Below are 18,740 nucleotides of genomic sequence, written 5' to 3'. Positions count from 1 at the left end.
GTCATGGCCCGGGCCGGTCCGCTTCATTGCCCTCACCTATTTCTGCAGAACTTCCGGGTTAACGCAGAATTGTTTGACGTCGCCTTTCAGCGCCGCAATCAGGTTATCTACGGCACAGGCAGCCATGTCATAACGGGTTTCATGAGTTGCAGATCCGATGTGGGGCAGGGCAACCACGTTCGGCAGGCTCAGAAGCGGTGAGTCTTTTGGCAGCGGTTCCGTTTCAAATACATCCAGACCTGCGCCATAAATGGTTTTGGCTTTCAGCGCATCAATCAGTGCCGGCTCATCAATCACAGGGCCACGGCCAGCGCTAATCAAAATGGCGCTGGATTTCATTTTTGCCAGTTGCTCTTTGCCAATCAGATGGAAAGTCTGCTCCGTCATTGGCAGCAGAACACAAACGAAATCTGATGCTTCCAGCAGTTCATCCAGCTCACATTTACGGGCGCCAAAACGCTCTTCGGCTTCTTTATGTTGACTGCGTGCGTTGTACAGAATGGGCATATCGAAGCCAAAGTGGGCACGTTGTGCCAGCGCCAGACCGATACGGCCCATGCCGACGATACCCATGGTTTTATGATGCACGTCGGTGCCGAACCAGTCTTCGCCAATGTTTTCATTCCATTCACCGGCCTTTACGCGCTCGGCCACATTCACCACACGACGGGCGGTGGCAAGCACCAGCGCCATCACCGTATCGGCTACGGTATCGGTCAGCGCCGTCGGAGTATGCATCATCGGGATCTGGCGACGGGTCAGTTCTTTTACATCGAAATTATCATAACCCACTGAAATTGTTGAGACAGCCCGCAGGCGCGGCGCATGGTCAAACAATTCCTTATCCACTTTCCCGCCAGAACCCAGTAATCCTTCCGCGTTTTGCAGCGCATCAAAAACCTGAGCGCGATTTTTATCCGTGATGCCATCAAATTCAGTGATGGTGAAATGCTCTTCCAGACGCTGATGCAAATCTGCGGGTAATTTTTTATATAAAACAATAGACGGCTTCATGACTTACTCCCTTGGGTTAAGGAAACTTCTTTCGGCTGAATGTTGGCCTGTCGTGGTCTCACCAGCAGGGTCAGGCCTGCGGAAACCAGTAACGACACGGCCATGAAAATGAAGGATGCTGCCGGGCTGCCCGTATTCCCGTTGAGATAACCGACAAACCAGGAACCAAAGAACGAGCCCAGCGCACCGAGACTGTTGATTAATGCCATTGCGCCACCGGAAACATTTTTCGGCAGCATTTCAGGAATGATGGCAAAGAAGGGGCCGTACGGGGCATACATTGCCGCAGCAGCGACCACCAGTAAACTGTACGAAAGCCAGAAATTATTTGTGCCCGCGGCCCATGAACCAAAGAACGCCAGCGCGCCCACCAGCAATAACGGCCAGACAAACAACTTACGGTTTTGCATTTTGTCCGATGCCCAGGACACCAGAATCATTGCGAGCGTGGCGGCCAGATAAGGGGCAGAGGATAACCAGCCCGCTTCGACCATGCCCATTGATTTGCCGTCGCGTAAAATCGACGGCAGCCAGAGCACAAAACCATACACGCCAATGCTCCAGAAGAAATATTGCAGACAAAGCAGCACCACATTGCGCGAGCGGAAGGCTTCGCGGTAACCGCCGACCGCCTGAATATTTTTCTGCTCTTTTTCCAGTTGCGCGGCCAGCGCCTGTTTCTCCCGATCGCTCAGCCAGCTGACTTCTTCGGGTTTATCTTTGACGGTAAACCACCAGATAACCGCCCAGATAATCGCCGGAATACCTTCGAAGATAAACATCTCTCGCCAGCCAAACGATTTGATCAGATAGCCGGAAAGTACTGACATCCACAATACTGTCACCGGATTACCGAGGATCAGGAAAGTGTTGGCACGGGAACGTTCGGATTTTGTGAACCAGTTGCTGATATACACCAACATAGCGGGCATGACGGCGGCTTCAACCACGCCGAGTGCGAATCGGATCACCGCCAGCATAGGAATGTTGGTCACCACGCCGGTTAAAGAGGCAAATCCACCCCACAGCAATAAACACCAGAAAATCAGTTTCTTAACACTGCGGCGCTCAGCATAAATCGTGCCGGGGATCTGGAAGAAGAAATAACCCAGAAAAAACAGTGCCCCGAGCAGGGACGACATTCCTTTGGTGATGCCCAAATCGTCGTTGATACCGGCCGCCGAAGCAAAACTGAAGTTCGAGCGGTCAACATACGCCAGACTGTAAGTGATGAACACGACAGGCATGATGTACCACCAGCGGCGGGTGGCGATCCTGGACTGATTCATAACGCGTTCTCCTGATAGTGCATCAGCACGTTCCCGTCTCCGCTTACTGACGTAACAGTTCTACGTAATAGCGCGTCACCGCGGTCAGATCATCCCCTTCAAGCGGGAATTCGATACCGCGCGGAACATCCTGAGGCAGAATTTTTAATAAAGGTTCCCAGCTGCCGTCGCTGTCATCGAGTGCAACGGCATGCCATTTCCCGCTACGTTTTTGGGCTGCTTTGATATGCACATAACCCACGTGACGCGCCAGACGTTCAGCAGCAACCGCCGGATCCTGTCCGACCCACAGCCAGTTGGCCATGTCGAACGTCATGCTTAACGGCAGATGCAGCGACTCAGCAGCAAACATAAAGGCGTTAATGCGCGACAGAATGCCACAATCCGGTGACTGGTCATTCTCAACCACCAGTTTCACCGGGCTTGATGCCAGCACGACTTTCAACGGCGTCAGATCCTGGCCCGGCTCAAATTCGCCGAGAGAAAACTTAACTGTGCGTGCATTGAGAATCCGCGCCTCTTCAAAATATTGTGGTGCATCAGGGTTAAGCTTGCCACCTGGTGAAAACAGCGGAAAAGGCACGGAGTACACAGCAAACAATCCATGATTTTGGATTTTTTCTGCCAGCGTTGGCAGCGAATCCAGCTCTCCGGCAGAGAATAATTCGCGGCGAATTTCCACGCCGTCGGCCTTTGCATCAGCAATCACTGAAAGCAGCGCTGTCTGGCCGCCACGGGCTTTTACCACACTGTTGCCGTAGGCGGCGGTGACAATGACGATTTCTCTTTTCATGAATATTTATCCTGTAAAGCACCCGGTAAAACCGGTGCAGACAATCATTTCCGAAACCTCATTTTAGTGGAACAAATGACAGGTCGAGCTGTTGTTAACGTTTTGTTTCGTTTTATACAACCTAATTGGAACCGGTTCCAACCGACAGAACAAAAGCGCAAAAATATGATCCCGCTCACGAAGAACGGACAGGTAGCGGGAGAAGAAAAGGGATCAGCGCGCGGCTGTTGAACCACGCACAACCAGCTCACCGGAAAATTCCAGCTCAGCCACAGGGTCAGAATTGCCCTGAATCCGGGTCACCAGCTGTCTGAGTGCCGCAACACCCATATCATAGGTGGGTTGCCTGAGCGTGGTGATGCCCACGCCCGCCAGATCAGCCCAGACCAGCTCATCGAAACCGGATAAACCGATGTCGGGTCCCCAGCGGATATTCAGCCGCTGCATAGCGCGCGCGACCTGTAGCGTCAGTGCACCATTCACGCACATCACGGCTTTGTGTTTATCCGCATGCCGTGCCACAAAATCTTCCAACAGATTATCGAGCCCTTGGGTATTGTTCAGCTCAATTTCGCCCTGTTCAGCAATGTTCTGCGGGTATTGCTGCATACATTTCAGGAAGGCGTGTAAGCGGTCAAAACGGGTATTAATGGTGGCAGGTTCACTGATAAAAAGCAGGGCTTCGAAACCCTGCTTCAGGAGATGACCGGTCATCATCTGTGTGGCTTCAATGTTGTTCAACCCGATGACATCGCAGGCGAAATTCGCGACTTTGCGGTCAATCAGGACCATCGGTAAATTAGCCTGTTGCAGCGTGGAAATTGCCGCCTCGCGCATCCCGACGGCATTCACCACGATACCATCGACGCGATAGCTGCTGAGCAATTGCAGGTAATGCTTTTCCTGATCCAGCTCATTATTGGTGTTACACACCAGCAGAGTCAGGCCCTCCTGACGACAGGCGGCTTCGACGCCACGCATCACTTCAACCGAATACGGGTTAGTAATATCTGCAAGGATAAGCCCCACCAGGCGCGTTTGCCCGCTTTTCAGGCTGCGGGCCATCTGGCTGGGCTGATAATCCAGCAGGGAGATTGCCCGTCCGATACGCTCTTTCAGCGCATCAGACAGCAGGTGTTTTTCGCCGTTGAGATAACGCGACACGCTGGTTTTGCCGGTTTTGGCAGCACTGGCGACATCACGTATCGTGGCGCGGACCGTCACGCCCGGTTCCTGTTTTTTACTCACAGCCTTTCTCCCCTCATGCTTATCCCACGGAGACTAGCACAGAGTGCCGAAAGGCTGCACCCGCCAGTCAGCGCAAACTTTCTGCCGTGTGTATTGGCGGCGTGGCTTCTGCCTTTGGCCGGCTGCTCAGGGTAAATGCCGAAATGATCGTGACCCCGAAGGCGATACCGCCGAGGATCAGATAAGTATCGCTGAATCCTATCCGGTCATACAAATTCCCCGCGAAGGCCGAAAGGAAAATCGCCGCCAGCTGTTTGGCAAAGTTAAAGCCGATCAGATAAAGGGTCGCGGAGAACCGGACATCAAAAATCTGTGTGATGTATTTGAATACGCCAACCAGCAGGAATGGGACTTCCAGCGCGTGCAGCATCTTCAGTAAAATCACTTCGATTGCCGTGGTGGCAAACGACGAACCGACAATGCGGATAGACATAATCGTACCCGCCAGCAGTAAGGTGTTTTTTGCGCCGATACGGTTAATGATCCACGGTGAACAGAACATAATCAGTGCGTTACACAGCTCACCTGCCGTGGTGACATAGCCGAACATTTCGGTGCCCTGCTGCGGGGACGCGAAGAAGGTTTTGAAGAAGGTGGCGAATTGTTGATCGAATACGTCATAGACACAGGCCACGCCAACCACATATAAAATCAGCATCCACAGCTTGCGTTCTTTCAGCAATAAAGCTGCCGTTTTCAGCGAGAATTGCGACTGATTGGCGCCAAGTTTATTCAAAACCAGCGCGTTTTTGTTTTCCTGCGGACGGGCAATCAACAGCAGAATCATCAGGATCACCGCTGCGCCGGAACCCATCCAGAACACAATATCCGGGTTGATGTTAAACAGCACGCCTGCCGTTGAAGCACAAATCCCCCAGCCGAAACAGCCGAACATCCGCGCCTTGCCGTATTCAAACGAACTGTTGCGGCTGACCCTTTCGATATAGGCCTCGGTTGCACCTGAACCGCCCGCAAACACGAAACCGATATAGGCGCCGCCGAGTATCGCGCCGAGCACGATATTCAGTTTTAACAAGGGCGCGAAAACGTAAATAAAGAACGGCGCGAACAGAAACAGCAGTACGGCGATGATCCACAGAAGGTGTTTCTTCAGGCCGAGCTTGTCAGAAATGATGCCGAAAACCGGCTGAAACAGAATGGCAAACAAAGACATACTGGAAAATACAATGCCGGTTTCCGTTTTACTCAGGCCGATAATGTCAGAAAGCCAGATGGGTAAAAACGGATAACAGGTCGCCATAATGAAAAAATAGAGGAAGAAATAGCTGCCAAATATCCAGAAATTAGTATTGTTTTTATAGAAGCAACGATCGGAGGTTTGTGTAGGGGTCATAGTGATTTCCTTGCCGAAACCATGAAAACCGGCACTGTCGTACCGGCGTATTTTTGTTGTTATCGGACTTCTTCGAAGCCCAGAAGCAGGGCACTTTCAGGATCCAGCACCGGCAGCGTCAGCCCGGCATTTGCCAGCCATTCGCCGCTCAATACCGGAGATTCATGCAGCCACGCCGGTTGCGCACGCATGGTGTGACCGCTGCCGCCGCCTGCCAGCAATGGCGGTTCGTCCAGCACCGTCACGCGATAACGTGCGGCGGGTTTCAGCCCCGGCACGCGCAAGGCACCAGGCAATGACCAAGTGGGCATCGTCAGCTGGCTGATCAGGAATACGGCGTGATCGGCGTTTTGACTGACCACTCCGTTAATCAGCACCGTCTTGTCATGGGTATCCACCCGATACACGTTTCCGCTGTGCAATAACGGCCGAAGTTGCTGATGAAGCCGGGTGTATTTCGCGAAACCTGCGCGTTCGGCCTCACCTTCTTTCACCGGATCCAGCTCAATACCCATGTGTCCGAACAGCGCCGTCAGTCCGCGAAATTCAATGCTGTGCTGGCGCGAGGTGGCGTGGCACAGTTTGTTGCCGATATGTGCTCCCATGACTTCCGGTGGGAAAAAATAGCTCATACCGCGCTGGATTTTCTGCCGTTCCAGCGCGTCATTATTGTCGGAAGTCCAGAAACGGTGGCTGCGTTTAAGCACTTCATAATCAATGCGGCCACCGCCGGATGCGCAGGATTCAAACTCAATGTGCGGGAAGCGTTCGCCCAGTACATCCAGCAGATGGTAAAATTGCTGCGTCTGTGTTGTCAGCGCCGCGCGGCCTTCATGCCCCGGCTGCACAATTTCGCGGTTCATGTCCCATTTCACATAATCCACATCGTGCTCACCGAGCAGCCAGCTCATGCGTTCCAACAGATAGTCAAAGACCTGCCGGTTGTTCAGATCAAGCACATACTGATGTCGTCCGCTGGGTTGCTGATAGCCGGGTAATGCCAGTAGCCAGTCAGGATGCGCACGGTATAAATCGGAATCCGGGTTAATCATTTCCGGCTCGACCCAGATACCAAATTCCATGCCGAGTTTTTTGACATGGTCGATCACCGGTTTCAGGCCGTGCGGGTACTTTTTCTCGTCGAGATACCAGTCACCCAGGGCCGCACGGTCATGGTCACGTCCCCGGAACCAGCCGTCGTCGATAATGAAGCGTTCAACGCCTAACGCCGCTGATTCGGTGGCCATCTGCATGATGTAGTCAGGATCATGTTTGAAATAAATCCCTTCCCAGGTATTAAGGTGTACAGGCCGTGGTTTTTGATCCGGGAAGCGCAGAATCTGTTCGCGCACAAAGCGGTGGAATTGCTGGCTCATGCCATTCAGGCCAGTCCTGGAAAAGCCGGCATACAGCCACGGGGTTTCCAGCGTTTCGCCTTGTTCCAGTTTTTGCTCACCCGGAAAATACAGTGCTTCGGCTTGCACCAGACGGCGACCGTCGACTTTAATGTCAGCGCGCAGCCTGTGGTTGCCACTCCAGCCCAGATGCATTCCCCAGACCTCACCCTGTTCTTCGCTGAAACCCGGATGACCGATCATCATTGCCGGGAAATATTCGGAGGAGGTTTTCCCCCGGCGGTTTTCCTGAATGATGCCGCCGTGATCGAGCAGGGTACGGTGTGGCTGAAATTCCCTGATCCAGCGGCCATGAAAAGCCATCACTTCGGCGGCACGTTCCGGCAGCGGCAGCGTGACGGCCAGTCGCGTCACCTGATAGGCGCCGGGTTTAAGATTGGTCAGGGCATTGCGCGTCTGCAAAATGCCGCTGTCATCCAGACGCAATTCGCTGCGAAATTGCAGGCCGGCGATGGGATCTTCAGTGAGGAGAATCAGCTGATTGCCGTCGTGCTCCACCTGCGTGGTATTAAACACCGGTGACCAGTCCAGCCCGTCGCGATGGCCTTCCATGCCCGGCGCACCAAAGGAACCACGTCCGGTATCTGCGCTGACATTCACCGGCGCTTCCACATCAATCCGGCCATTGGGCACCGCGCGGCTCAGGGAAATGATGTCATCGGCTGAAAACTGGCTGAGGCGGTTACCCCAGTAAAGGATTTCGGCGAACGGGGTGCAGCGGACGATCAGGCTGGTGCGCGCGGCGGTTAAATGGACGAACTGGTTTTCCATAGTTTCACGACTCCGTCAGAAAAATTGTGACTGCAAAAAAGCGGGTTAGTCGGATTACTATGGATCCGAAACGTTTCGGATGGGAAATGTGTAGCGTCAGATTTGTGATATAGGGTGGAAAAATAATCGAAAGGGGAAGTATCAGCGTGGTGGATGTGCGGTAACGCCCGCCTGTAATTCCGGCTGCCACAGAACCTGTAAATCCTTCAGCGGTTCATTGCGGATAAGCGACATTGTCATATTAGCGATTTGCAGCCCCACCGCTTCGCGGGTGCCCTGACGGACGGCGGTCACTGCCACATCCGGCACGCTGTCGTACGGCAATCCGTCAAAGATAATCAGCGACACAGCGCCGCTGAGCAACAAACCGGCTTCATGCAACGCCAGTGCTGCGCCTTCACCGTGCATATTGCAGTCGCAGACAATTGCCGTAGGCGGCACCGGTAATGCCAGCATTGCCTGCGTGGCCTGATAACCGGCCCGACGGCTTGGATTGATTTTATGCATATAGCCGGTGTTCACCGGCAGCGCGTTTATCCGCAACCCGTCAAGATATCCCTGATAGCGCTGGCCGATAAAAGATTGCTGATTATTTTCGCCGAGAAACGCGATGCGCCGATGGCCGAGCGCGGCGAGGTGATCCACCGCCATCTGCATACCGGCGCGGTTATCGAAATCGAACCAGGCATAATCCTGTGTCAGACACCCGCTGCGGCCGAGGGCCAGAAACGGGAAATTACGTTGCTGCAAATCCAGCAGCCGGGGATCGTTGTCAAGTGTATGCGCTACCAGCATCGCATCGACGCGTTTGCTTTCAATCAGACGCTGCCACGAAAACGTGCCCAGTTCGTCCGGCACCAGTAACAGATCGATTTCATGTTTGGCCAGCTCACGCGTGATACAACCGACCATTTCGATAAACGCAGAATTACTTAAAGGATGGGAACTGAAGGGGAAAATGAGGCCAACGGCGTCGATCTTACCCATTTTTAAGCGGCGGGCGAGGGTATTTGGACGATATCCGCGCGCATTTGCCGCCGCCTGAACCCGGGCTTTGGTCTCTGCTGAAACGTCGTCGTAACCGTTCAGCGCACGGCTGACTGTGGTTACGGAAATACCGAGATCTTTCGCTATTGCTTTCAGAGACATACTGACACCCGTAACGCAGTTTGGAAGGCACGTTGCGGGAGAATATCATAAGCCAAACAAAACGGGGCCATTTGGCCCCGTGATGACAGAGAGTCTGCAAACTTTATTGCAACGGGCTCAGCGTGATTTCTACACGACGGTTTTGCGCTTTGCCGGCTTCGGTGCTGTTGCTGGCGATCGGATTATCCGGGCCTGCGCCGGTGGTGTGTACGCGGCTGCCTTCAACGCCCTGGGTGATCAGTGCGCTGCCCACGCCGTCAGCACGTTGCTGCGACAGTTTCATGTTGAGTGCGCGGGTACCGGTGCTGTCGGTGTAACCGATCACGTTAACCGCGGTTTTCGGATACTCTTTCAGTACCATCGCCACGCCGGTCAGCGTATTTGCGCCTGCCGGTTTCAGCGTACTGCTGTTGGTGTCGAAGGTGACATTATTCGGCATATTCAGCACGATATTGTCGCCCTGACGCGTCACGCTGACGCCGGTGCCTTTCATTTTGTCTCGCAGTTTAGCTTCCTGCACATCCATGTAATAACCTGCACCGCCACCCAGTGCGGCACCCGCTGCGGCACCGATCAGGGCGCCTTTGCCGCGATCATGTTTAGAGGAAGACAGCATCCCGACACCGGCGCCAAGCGCGGCACCAAGACCTGCGCCAATGCCGGATTTCCCTGCTTCTGATTCGCCGGTGTAAGGGTTAGTGGTACAGGCTGACAGGCCCAGGGTGACGCAAAGTACGCCCGCAACCACAAGTAATCTTTTGCTCATCTTATTTCCTTCAGGATGTTTATTATTTAGAACTTTACCGCTGCATTATGACTACCTGCTTTCCAACAAGTTGCACAAAAAAAGGTGTCAAAACATAAACAAATGCAACGGGAGGACATCAGTCCTGCGGCGTTCCGGCGCTCTTTATGCGCAATTTTGGCAGGTTAAGCAGTAGGAGAATTCCGGATATCCGTTTTTGTATTTTTTCGTATTTTAGGAACTTATTCTGAAAGGGGACAATACCAGCGCAGAATATACGTTGGCAGATCAGTCCCGGGATGGCGGGTGTTGGCAGTTATCTCAAAATTTTCCTTACGGTAGAACGAGACGGCGCGATGATTCTGCTGGTAAACCTCCAGTAACAGCACCGGATATGCCTCTTTTGCCGCCGCCATCAGACGCCGGGCGGTGCCATCTCCGTAGTGTGAGGCTTCGACAAACAGTGCGCCGATAAACTGCTGATTCAGCACACTGATGAAGCCGCAAACCTGATCATTTTCGTCGCAATCAACCCAGGTTCTGGCTTTGGGCAGAAAATCTTCCCTGACCATTTGCAGGCTTTCAATCCAGTAGGACTCGGCGATAAATGCGTGGGAAAGCAATGAACTGCGCAGCCAGAGCATCAGAATGGCTTCGGTATCGGCGGGCCGCGCAGCGCGGATCATGACGGCTGATTCGCAGGGTGACAGAAGCAATAGGACTGATGATCGTTCACCAGCCCTGCCGCCTGCATAAAGGCATAACAAATTGTCGGGCCGGTAAACTTAAAGCCTTTCTTTTTCAGTGCCCTGGACATGGCGTCTGACACAGCGGTGGTGGCCGGAATACCTTCCGGGCCCAGCGGATTATTGATGACCGGTTGGCCGCCAACAAAATTCCAGATGAATTCAGAGAAGTCTTCACCATTGGCCTGCATCGCCAGATACGCCTGTGCGTTGACGATAATGGCTTTGATTTTGCCGCGATGGCGGATGATGCCGGCGTCGAGCACCAACTGCTCGACGTCATCATCGGTCATTTTTGCAATGCGTACCGGGTCAAAGTGATGGAAATTCTGGCGATAGTTGTCGCGCTTTCTCAGCACGGTGATCCACGACAGGCCGGCCTGCTGACCTTCCAGACACAACATTTCAAACAATTCACGGCCATCTTTCACCGGCACGCCCCATTCTTTGTCGTGATACTCGAGGTAAATCGGTTCTTTCGAAACCCAGCTGCATCGGGTGGTTGCCATTCTGTCGTCCTTATAAGGGGCCTAAATGCGTGGCGTCAGTGTGTGGCTTCTCGGATAACTCTGCAACGTCGCAATTTCTCAACTCCCGCCTTGACGCTGGTCGGATCTGAACAATATTTAAAGCCAATCATTACGCAATCCTTACGTTTAATCCTTGCGTTGAACGCCATTATTTTAGGGAAATTACCGTTATGGCAGACAGAAATACATCCATTTTACGACTCTCCCGGGGGGCACTCGCGGTGGCGCTGTGTCTCGGTTTACAGATGCCCGCCCAGGCGTTTGATCAGCTTTATGTTTTTGGTGACAGCCTGAGCGACACGGGTAACATCGGCCGCTGGACCTTCGACAGCAGTTCCCATCAGCTCTATGACGAGATCCTGGCGAACAATATCGGCACCACGTTAACCCCGTCTTCAAAAGGGGGTCTGAACTATGCCGAAGGCGGTGGTGTGGCGGTGCCGGGGCTGGATTCCGATTACACCACCCAGGATCAGGTGAAAAGCTATCTGGCTTCGACCGGCGGTAAAGCCGATCCTAACGGCCTGTATGTTCACTGGATTGGCGGCAATGATCTGGCAGCGGCAGCGCTCAGCCTGAACCCGGTCACCGCGGCAGAGATTGCGACGAACAGCGCGACGCAGGCTGCCTCACAGGTGAATGATTTACTCAAAGCCGGTGCCGGCACAGTGGTGGTACCGACGGTGCCAAACATTGGCCTGACACCTGTGCTGATGGAAGGTATTGTTCAGGTCGGACTGCTGCCGGTGCAGCAACAGGCGCTGGAAGCCGCATACCAGTATCTGAATGCGCAAAACACGCCAAACGCTGACGCCCGCACCGGGGCTATTCATAGTGCGCTGGCGGCCGCTGCGGCAGAAGGTTCGAATATTCCGCTGGTGCAAGACATTCTTGCTAAAGGACTGGCAGCGGCTTACGACGCGCTGAAAGACGTGGCGGGCGGGCTGACCGATACCTATAACACCACCGAAGATATCGCACTGGCCAGAACCGGCGGCAACATTGTGCGTGTGGATATCAACGGACTGTTCAACGAAGTGGTGGCTGATCCGGCGTTGTACGGTTTCGCCAATACCGCCGGAACGGCCTGCCCGGTCGGCACATCAGCCTCGGAATGCACCTCGAATTTGCCGGGTTTCGACAGCAGCAAAGCCTTCCTGTTTTCTGACCATTTCCACCCGACCCCGCAGGCTCACGCGCTGATGGCTCAGTATATGCAGTCGGTTATCGATGGTCCGCTCGAAGCCTCCGCACTGAGTCAGGGATCGCTGTCGCTGGCACGAAATACTCAGGGATTGCTCGACAGCCGTTATCAGCAACTGCGCACCCAGGATAACGACGCCGGGACATTCGGCATGTTCGGCGGTTATGCCGGACAAAGTGCGGACAGTAAATTCAGCCCGTCGATGGGGTTGGGTGATGGCGATCTGACGTCTCACTCGCTGAATATCGGCATGGATTATCAGATGACTGATCGCTGGATGATGGGGCTGATGATTTCCGGTTCCGATGATAAGGATGATCCGACCGATCATTACAGCTACCGCACGCGCGGCTGGATGGCGACCGCATTCACCGGTATCAAAATCGCCGAAAATGGCTGGATCAACGGGGACGTGCATTACGGCTCGCTTAATTATGACGACATCAAACGCCGCATTACACTCGGGCCCGCCACCCGTACCGAGCGTGGCGAAACGGATGGCAAACAGATCGGCGGGCGCGTTACGGCGGGCTGGGATTTCCCGGTTTTGCCGGTGCTGAAAACCGGGCCGGTAGCGCAATATAGCTGGGATTACAGCAGCGTCGACGGCTACAGCGAGAAGGGTAACAACAGCACATCAATGCGTTTTGGTGATCAGACTTCCCATTCACAAGTCGGTGCGCTCGGCTGGCGTGTCAATGCCGAACTCGGCATCGTCAATCCGTATGCGCAGGTCACGTATGACCGCCAGTTTGGGGATAATACTTACACCACCACCGGCGCGATTAAATCCACCCGCACCCGGTTCAGCCGTACCACCGGCGAGCAGGATGACGACTGGGTGGATATGACGGCGGGCTTAAACGTGCAAATCACCCACAGCATTTCAGCCTTTGCCGCTATCTCACAAACTACCGGACTGGATTCCGGCGAACAAACCTCCTACAACGCCGGGCTGAGCGCACGGTTTTAAAACATATCTTTAAGAGTGCTTTAAAAGGTGTCTTTAAAAGCTATACTGATGGCATAACATGAAAGGAGAAAAACGATGCCATTTGAAATACTCACTTCCTCAGCTGCAAGTATCACTGAGCTAAAACGTGACCCGATGGGAACGTTTAGCGCAGGTGAGGGCGAAGCGGTGGCCATCCTTAACCGTAACGAGCCCGCTTTTTATTGTGTTCCACCCGATGTTTACGCCTATTTTCTGAGTCTTGCAGAAGACGTCGAATTGAACCGCATAATGGATGCGCGGCAGGGTGAAGAAAGGATAGGGCTGACACTGGATGACCTATAAACTCAACTTTTTCAAATCAGCTTTAAAAGAATGGAAAGCACTTGCCCCAACGATCAAGGAACAATTTAAAAAGAAACTGGCTGAGCGGCTGGAGAATCCCCACGTGGCTTCTGCCCGCTTATGCGGCCCTAAAAACAACCGCTATAAAATCAAATTAAAGAGTCTTGGTTACCGGCTGGTTTATCAGGTAGAGGAGCAGGAAATCGTGGTGACCGTTGTCGCCGTGGGTAAACGCGAAGGCAACGAAGCGTACAAACTGGCTGAGAAGCGGTAAATACTTGCGTCTCCAAAGCCAATCCGGCAGAACGGATGTGTCATTCTGGCTGATTATCTTCCGTTCAGCGGGTATACTGTCGCACTCTCTAATACACGTCATATTTCAAGTTGCAGATGCGTTGACTGCGCTCGCTCACCCCGGTCACTTAGTTATCTAAGCTCCCGGGGTTTCACGAGCTTGTCGCCTTCCTGCAACTCGAAGTATTTTGTGTATACACCCACTTTCTCGCGTGCGAAACCAACATGCAAAAGTTTGATACCAAGACATTTCAGGGCCTGATCCTGACACTGCAGGATTATTGGGCGCAGCAGGGCTGCACCATTGTTCAACCACTGGATATGGAAGTCGGCGCGGGCACCTCGCACCCGATGACCAGCCTGCGCGCACTCGGCCCTGAGCCTTTTGCGGCAGCCTATGTTCAGCCATCACGCCGTCCGACTGACGGTCGCTACGGCGAAAACCCGAACCGCCTGCAGCACTATTATCAGTTCCAGGTGATGATCAAACCTTCACCGGAAAACATTCAGGAGCTGTACCTCGGCTCGCTGAAAGAGCTGGGCCTCGACCCGCTGATCCACGATATTCGCTTTGTTGAAGACAACTGGGAAAACCCGACGCTCGGCGCCTGGGGCCTCGGCTGGGAAGTGTGGCTGAACGGCATGGAAGTGACACAGTTCACTTACTTCCAGCAGGTCGGTGGCCTGGAATGTAAACCGGTGACCGGTGAAATCACTTACGGTCTGGAACGTCTGGCGATGTATATCCAGGGCGTGGACAGCGTTTACGATCTGGTGTGGAGCAACGGTCCGCTGGGCAAAACGACGTACGGTGACGTGTTCCATCAGAATGAAGTAGAACAATCTACTTACAACTTCGAATACGCCGATGTTGATTTCCTCTTCACCTGTTTTGAACAGCACGAGAAAGAAGCGCAAACCCTGCTGGCTCTCGAAAAGCCACTGGCGCTGCCTGCTTACGAGCGCATCCTGAAAGCGGCACATTGCTTCAACCTGCTTGACGCCCGTAAAGCGATTTCTGTGACTGAACGTCAGCGCTACATTCTGCGCATCCGTACCCTGACTAAAGCGGTAGCTGAGGCGTATTACGCTTCCCGCGAAGTGCTGGGCTTCCCGATGTGCAAAAAGAACGAGAAGTGAGATAAGTCCATGACTGAAAAAACATTTCTGGTGGAAATCGGCACGGAAGAACTGCCACCGAAGGCTCTGCGCAGCCTTGCTGAATCATTTGCGGCCAACCTGACTGCGGAGCTGGATGCGGCGAATCTGCCACACGGCGATGTAAAATGGTTTGCAGCACCGCGCCGTCTGGCGCTGAAAGTCTCCGGACTGCACGAGTCACAGGCTGACCGCGAAGTTGAAAAACGCGGTCCGGCTGTGGCGCAGGCGTTTGATGCTGAAGGCAAACCGGGCAAAGCCGCTGAAGGCTGGGCTCGCGGTTGCGGTATCACGGTGGATCAGGCCGATCGTCTGGTCACTGACAAAGGTGAATGGCTGGTTTACCGTGCGCACGTCAAAGGCGAAAGCGCACAACAGCTGCTGCCTGCGATGATTGCAACTTCATTGTCCAAATTGCCGATCCCTAAACTGATGCGCTGGGGCGATTCCGACGTGCAGTTCGTGCGTCCGGTGCATACCGTCACCCTATTGTTAGGCGATGAACTGATCCCGGCGAAAATCCTCGGTATTGATTCCGCCCGCACTATTCGCGGTCACCGCTTCATGGGTGAGCCGGAGTTCACGATTGATAATGCCGATCAGTATCCGCAAATTCTGCTGGAACGCGGCAAAGTGATCGCTGATTACGAAGAGCGTAAAGCACTGATCAAACGTGATGCTGAAAAAGCAGCGAAAGAGATTGGCGGTATCGCTGATCTGAGCGAAAGCCTGCTGGAAGAAGTCGCATCTCTGGTGGAATGGCCGGTGGTACTGACGGCTAAATTCGAAGAGAAATTCCTGGCGGTGCCGGCAGAAGCGCTGGTTTACACCATGAAAGGTGACCAGAAGTATTTCCCGGTGTATGACGCCGCAGGTAAACTTCTGCCGAACTTTATCTTCGTGGCTAACATCGAATCGAAAGATCCGCAGCAAATCATCTCCGGTAACGAGAAGGTGGTGCGCCCGCGCCTGGCTGATGCCGAGTTCTTCTTTAACACCGACCGCAAAAAACGTCTCGAAGATAACCTGCCGCGTCTGGAAACCGTATTGTTCCAGAAACAGCTGGGGACGCTGCGCGACAAAACCGACCGTATTCAGGCGCTGTCTGGCTGGATCGCTGAGAAAATCGGTGCCAACGTTGAGAACGCAAAACGCGCCGGTCTGCTGTCAAAATGCGACCTGATGACCAACATGGTCTTCGAGTTCACCGACACGCAGGGCGTGATGGGCATGCACTATGCGCGTCACGACGGCGAGCAGGAAGAAGTTGCCGTTGCGCTGAACGAACAGTATCAGCCACGCTTTGCGGGCGACGAATTACCGGCTTCGCAGGTGGCATGCGCGCTGGCTATCGCGGATAAGATGGACACTCTGGCCGGTATCTTTGGTATCGGTCAACATCCGAAAGGCGACAAAGACCCGTTCGCGCTGCGTCGTGCCGCGCTGGGCGTTCTGCGTATTCTTGTTGAAAAAAACCTGTCGCTCGATCTGCAAACCCTGACTGAAGAAGCGGTGCGTCTGTATGGCGACAAGCTGACCAACACCAGGGTTGTTGATGATGTGGTTGATTTTATGCTCGGGCGTTTCCGTGCGTGGTATCAGGAAGAAGGTCATGCGGTCGATACTATTCAGGCTGTGCTGGCACGCCGTCCGACCAAACCGGCTGATTTCGATGCCCGTGTGAAAGCGGTGAGTTACTTCCGTACGCTGGACGAAGCGGCAACGCTGGCTGCGGCCAACAAGCGTGTCTCCAACATTCTGGCCAAATCCACGGATGTCCTGTTCGATCACGTCCACGCATCGGTGCTGAAAGAACCTGCTGAGCTGAAACTGGCAACGCATCTGGTGGTGTTGCGCGACAAACTGGAACCGCTGTTTGCGGCTGGTCAGTACAAAGAAGCGCTGGTGGAGCTGGCTGCATTGCGTGAAACCGTCGATACGTTCTTTGACACCGTCATGGTGATGGACGAGAACGAAGCGGTGCGGATTAACCGTCTGACACTGCTGTCCAAACTGCGTGAGCTGTTCCTGCAGGTCGCGGATATTTCGCTGCTTCAGTAAGGGTAGTTCGGTAATGAAAAAGCCAGTTCAAAATCGTATTTGAACTGGCTTTTTGTTTTCTGATCTTAATAAGGCATTTCTTTATTATTGTTGCCTACGGTGACTTCTTGGAGGCTGATGTGATACATGCCGGAGCTGTCTTCGCTGACTTCCTTAACGCTAAATTTTGCCAGACGGGTAAAAACGAATTCATTTTCTGAAGGATCTGCATACTCCCCGCTCATCCTCACGCAGGAGAACCCGGATATTTTGAAGAGTACCTTAACACCACCTCTGGCGAATTTTTCAGCAACGGATCGGGTGCCGGAAGTGGAGAAAAATGACGTCGGGCTTACGGTGGTGCCATTGTCCATATAACTTTGAAACTGGCTAATTGCCAATTTGGAATTCAGATCCTGTCCACGATAATAAGTCCTCTTAACTCCTTTAGGTTGATACATAAATTTTTCCATCTTACACAGTGTGGCGTAAGACATTTTTTTGCAATAGAACTTAATTTTGTCTCTTTCTTCTTTCAGGCTTCGGTGTTCAATATCGTGATTGAATTTACGCATGCCTTCGATCACATCATTTGCACTGAGGTGGGGATCTCTTTTTGCGCGAAGGGCTTTGTTAATCTCGCTGGATCCTCTGTTACTTGAATAAATACAGGAAAGAGTTTTATATCCAAGGAACAGTTCTTTCATTTTTAAATAAGCAGGGTTATCGGAAATAGATCTGGCTACTGATGATAAACTCATTAATGCAAGTGTATAATTTGAGCCGAATTTCTTTATTTCTTCATGAAGCTGATCAAGTTGTGTGCTGAAATGGCGGAAATCATCTATTTTTTCATTAATAGTATGTGCGTCATTGAGTGTGAAATTTTCGCCTGCAGGTTTTATATCGTAACAAGATAAAGCATAATTCAATGCCTGAGTTTCTCTCTCATACCGCCCCTGGTAAAAGAGTTTTTTTAACACGTTTTTAGGTTGGCTTGCTTTAATTTTTTGACCTTTTAATCGTAATTCTGCATTTTTATCGGTCACTTTTGTTTTATTTAAGAGAGAGGAATATCCTTGCAGGCTTTTCAGGTTTTTCTTTATCTCATCTTTCTCTTTATATAATCCCTCATGAAAGGTGTTACAGTATCTCGTCGAATTACTGAAGCACCTATTTGCTAATTCTTCCACTTTTTTTTCTAATAAAATATAATGTCTCATGTTTTGAGATATATTAGCGAAATCACATTGACGACTGAATTTTTCTTCTAACTCTTTGATTTCATTTTCTAATTTTGATTTTATCTGTAGCATTTTTTGTTTTTTATCTTGCATATCAGCGATTTTGTCTTGCGTTTCTTTTTCTGAGAACATACCTACTCCTAAAGTTAATGATTATATAATCCCACCTTCAGTTTATCACGGTGGTGAATTGCCTTAACTTAATTGTTTATTAAGATATTTTTAGTGATCTATATAAATATAAATCTTTAATTCTCAGCTTGTTAATAAATATGAATAAATAGAAATAGGTATGAAGATTTATTTCTATTATTCATTCAGGAGATAAAGCCACATAGTGAAATGACAGGTAAGCGTTGTACGCAAAAAAAGCGAAGGGGGCCTGGAAACGATAACTCAACGTACTTGTTTTGTGAGTATCACATCTGCCTGAGATGTTCTATCCTATA

The 18,740-nt window shown here is 52.2% G+C and carries 16 protein-coding genes; 5 read left to right on the top strand and 11 right to left on the bottom strand.

Annotation, left to right across the window (positions count from 1 at the left end; genetic code table 11):
- Window positions 1–36: 36 nt before the first annotated feature.
- From ghrB to EVX52_RS14245, 10 genes are all read right to left on the bottom strand, one after another.
- Window positions 37–1,014 carry a glyoxylate/hydroxypyruvate reductase GhrB gene (ghrB, locus tag EVX52_RS14290; protein WP_129991545.1) on the bottom strand — a complete coding sequence of 326 codons (978 nt, stop codon included), beginning with the start codon at window positions 1,012–1,014 and terminating at the stop codon, window positions 37–39.
- Window positions 1,011–2,303 (bottom strand): MFS transporter, encoded by a 1,293-nt coding sequence (locus EVX52_RS14285; protein ID WP_129954068.1) that lies wholly within the window; start codon window positions 2,301–2,303, stop codon window positions 1,011–1,013. Before EVX52_RS14285 ends, ghrB begins: the two co-directional genes overlap by 4 nt.
- 43 nt (window positions 2,304–2,346) lie before the next feature.
- Complete coding sequence (locus EVX52_RS14280) at window positions 2,347–3,096, bottom strand: sugar phosphate isomerase/epimerase (protein ID WP_129991544.1); 750 nt, start codon at window positions 3,094–3,096, stop codon at window positions 2,347–2,349.
- 213 nt (window positions 3,097–3,309) lie between these two features.
- A complete protein-coding gene (locus tag EVX52_RS14275; RefSeq protein ID WP_129954064.1) occupies window positions 3,310–4,344 on the bottom strand; it encodes a LacI family DNA-binding transcriptional regulator in 1,035 nt (344 codons plus the stop codon).
- Window positions 4,345–4,411: 67 nt separating this feature from the next.
- Window positions 4,412–5,698, bottom strand: a complete 1,287-nt coding sequence (locus tag EVX52_RS14270) for an MFS transporter (RefSeq protein ID WP_129954062.1) — start codon at window positions 5,696–5,698, stop codon at window positions 4,412–4,414.
- A gap of 59 nt (window positions 5,699–5,757) precedes the next feature.
- On the bottom strand, window positions 5,758–7,884 hold the full coding sequence (locus EVX52_RS14265) for an alpha-galactosidase (protein WP_129991543.1): 2,127 nt from the start codon (window positions 7,882–7,884) through the stop codon (window positions 5,758–5,760).
- A gap of 141 nt (window positions 7,885–8,025) precedes the next feature.
- Window positions 8,026–9,033 carry a LacI family DNA-binding transcriptional regulator gene (locus EVX52_RS14260; RefSeq protein WP_129991542.1) on the bottom strand — a complete coding sequence of 336 codons (1,008 nt, stop codon included), beginning with the start codon at window positions 9,031–9,033 and terminating at the stop codon, window positions 8,026–8,028.
- Between the two features lie 103 nt (window positions 9,034–9,136).
- Entirely contained in the window at window positions 9,137–9,799 is a 663-nt protein-coding gene (locus tag EVX52_RS14255; RefSeq protein WP_129991541.1) for an OmpA family lipoprotein, read from the bottom strand.
- Between the two features lie 221 nt (window positions 9,800–10,020).
- Window positions 10,021–10,464 carry an N-acetyltransferase gene (locus tag EVX52_RS14250; protein ID WP_129954054.1) on the bottom strand — a complete coding sequence of 148 codons (444 nt, stop codon included), beginning with the start codon at window positions 10,462–10,464 and terminating at the stop codon, window positions 10,021–10,023.
- On the bottom strand, window positions 10,461–11,033 hold the full coding sequence (locus EVX52_RS14245) for a DNA-3-methyladenine glycosylase I (protein ID WP_129954052.1): 573 nt from the start codon (window positions 11,031–11,033) through the stop codon (window positions 10,461–10,463). Before EVX52_RS14245 ends, EVX52_RS14250 begins: the two co-directional genes overlap by 4 nt.
- A gap of 191 nt (window positions 11,034–11,224) precedes the next feature.
- On the opposite strand from EVX52_RS14245, the gene EVX52_RS14240 reads away from it, so the two are divergent.
- From EVX52_RS14240 to glyS, 5 genes are all read left to right on the top strand, one after another.
- Complete coding sequence (locus EVX52_RS14240; RefSeq protein ID WP_129991540.1) at window positions 11,225–13,231, top strand: autotransporter outer membrane beta-barrel domain-containing protein; 2,007 nt, start codon at window positions 11,225–11,227, stop codon at window positions 13,229–13,231.
- Window positions 13,232–13,306: 75 nt separating this feature from the next.
- Window positions 13,307–13,555 carry a type II toxin-antitoxin system Phd/YefM family antitoxin gene (locus tag EVX52_RS14235; RefSeq protein WP_129991539.1) on the top strand — a complete coding sequence of 83 codons (249 nt, stop codon included), beginning with the start codon at window positions 13,307–13,309 and terminating at the stop codon, window positions 13,553–13,555.
- Entirely contained in the window at window positions 13,545–13,829 is a 285-nt protein-coding gene (locus tag EVX52_RS14230) for a type II toxin-antitoxin system RelE/ParE family toxin (RefSeq protein ID WP_129954049.1), read from the top strand. Before EVX52_RS14235 ends, EVX52_RS14230 begins: the two co-directional genes overlap by 11 nt.
- Window positions 13,830–14,074: 245 nt before the next feature.
- Complete coding sequence (gene glyQ, locus EVX52_RS14225; RefSeq protein ID WP_014333298.1) at window positions 14,075–14,989, top strand: glycine--tRNA ligase subunit alpha; 915 nt, start codon at window positions 14,075–14,077, stop codon at window positions 14,987–14,989.
- Between the two features lie 9 nt (window positions 14,990–14,998).
- Window positions 14,999–17,068 carry a glycine--tRNA ligase subunit beta gene (gene glyS / locus EVX52_RS14220; protein WP_129954047.1) on the top strand — a complete coding sequence of 690 codons (2,070 nt, stop codon included), beginning with the start codon at window positions 14,999–15,001 and terminating at the stop codon, window positions 17,066–17,068.
- Window positions 17,069–17,133: 65 nt separating this feature from the next.
- On the opposite strand, the gene EVX52_RS14215 is transcribed toward glyS, so the two are convergent.
- The gene (locus tag EVX52_RS14215) at window positions 17,134–18,423 is read right to left on the bottom strand and encodes a hypothetical protein (RefSeq protein WP_129991538.1); all 1,290 of its coding nucleotides are present in this window, start codon (window positions 18,421–18,423) and stop codon (window positions 17,134–17,136) included.
- Window positions 18,424–18,740 lie beyond the last annotated feature (317 nt).

The organism is Rahnella sp. CFA14(1/10) (assembly GCF_004195095.1).
GTDB classification, from domain to species: Bacteria; Pseudomonadota; Gammaproteobacteria; order Enterobacterales; family Enterobacteriaceae; genus Rahnella; species Rahnella perminowiae.
This window is presented reverse-complemented; position numbering and strand designations above follow the sequence as displayed.

Coding starts and splice junctions, on each gene's coding strand:
- glyS (WP_129954047.1), top strand. CDS start 14,999: ATGACTGAAAAAACATTTCTGGTGGAAATCGGCACGGAAGAACTGCCA.
- glyQ (WP_014333298.1), top strand. CDS start 14,075: ATGCAAAAGTTTGATACCAAGACATTTCAGGGCCTGATCCTGACACTG.
- EVX52_RS14250 (WP_129954054.1), bottom strand. CDS start 10,464: ATGATCCGCGCTGCGCGGCCCGCCGATACCGAAGCCATTCTGATGCTC.
- EVX52_RS14260 (WP_129991542.1), bottom strand. CDS start 9,033: ATGTCTCTGAAAGCAATAGCGAAAGATCTCGGTATTTCCGTAACCACA.
- EVX52_RS14255 (WP_129991541.1), bottom strand. CDS start 9,799: ATGAGCAAAAGATTACTTGTGGTTGCGGGCGTACTTTGCGTCACCCTG.
- EVX52_RS14285 (WP_129954068.1), bottom strand. CDS start 2,303: ATGAATCAGTCCAGGATCGCCACCCGCCGCTGGTGGTACATCATGCCT.
- EVX52_RS14245 (WP_129954052.1), bottom strand. CDS start 11,033: ATGGCAACCACCCGATGCAGCTGGGTTTCGAAAGAACCGATTTACCTC.
- EVX52_RS14215 (WP_129991538.1), bottom strand. CDS start 18,423: ATGTTCTCAGAAAAAGAAACGCAAGACAAAATCGCTGATATGCAAGAT.
- EVX52_RS14270 (WP_129954062.1), bottom strand. CDS start 5,698: ATGACCCCTACACAAACCTCCGATCGTTGCTTCTATAAAAACAATACT.
- ghrB (WP_129991545.1), bottom strand. CDS start 1,014: ATGAAGCCGTCTATTGTTTTATATAAAAAATTACCCGCAGATTTGCAT.
- EVX52_RS14280 (WP_129991544.1), bottom strand. CDS start 3,096: ATGAAAAGAGAAATCGTCATTGTCACCGCCGCCTACGGCAACAGTGTG.
- EVX52_RS14235 (WP_129991539.1), top strand. CDS start 13,307: ATGCCATTTGAAATACTCACTTCCTCAGCTGCAAGTATCACTGAGCTA.
- EVX52_RS14230 (WP_129954049.1), top strand. CDS start 13,545: ATGACCTATAAACTCAACTTTTTCAAATCAGCTTTAAAAGAATGGAAA.
- EVX52_RS14240 (WP_129991540.1), top strand. CDS start 11,225: ATGGCAGACAGAAATACATCCATTTTACGACTCTCCCGGGGGGCACTC.
- EVX52_RS14265 (WP_129991543.1), bottom strand. CDS start 7,884: ATGGAAAACCAGTTCGTCCATTTAACCGCCGCGCGCACCAGCCTGATC.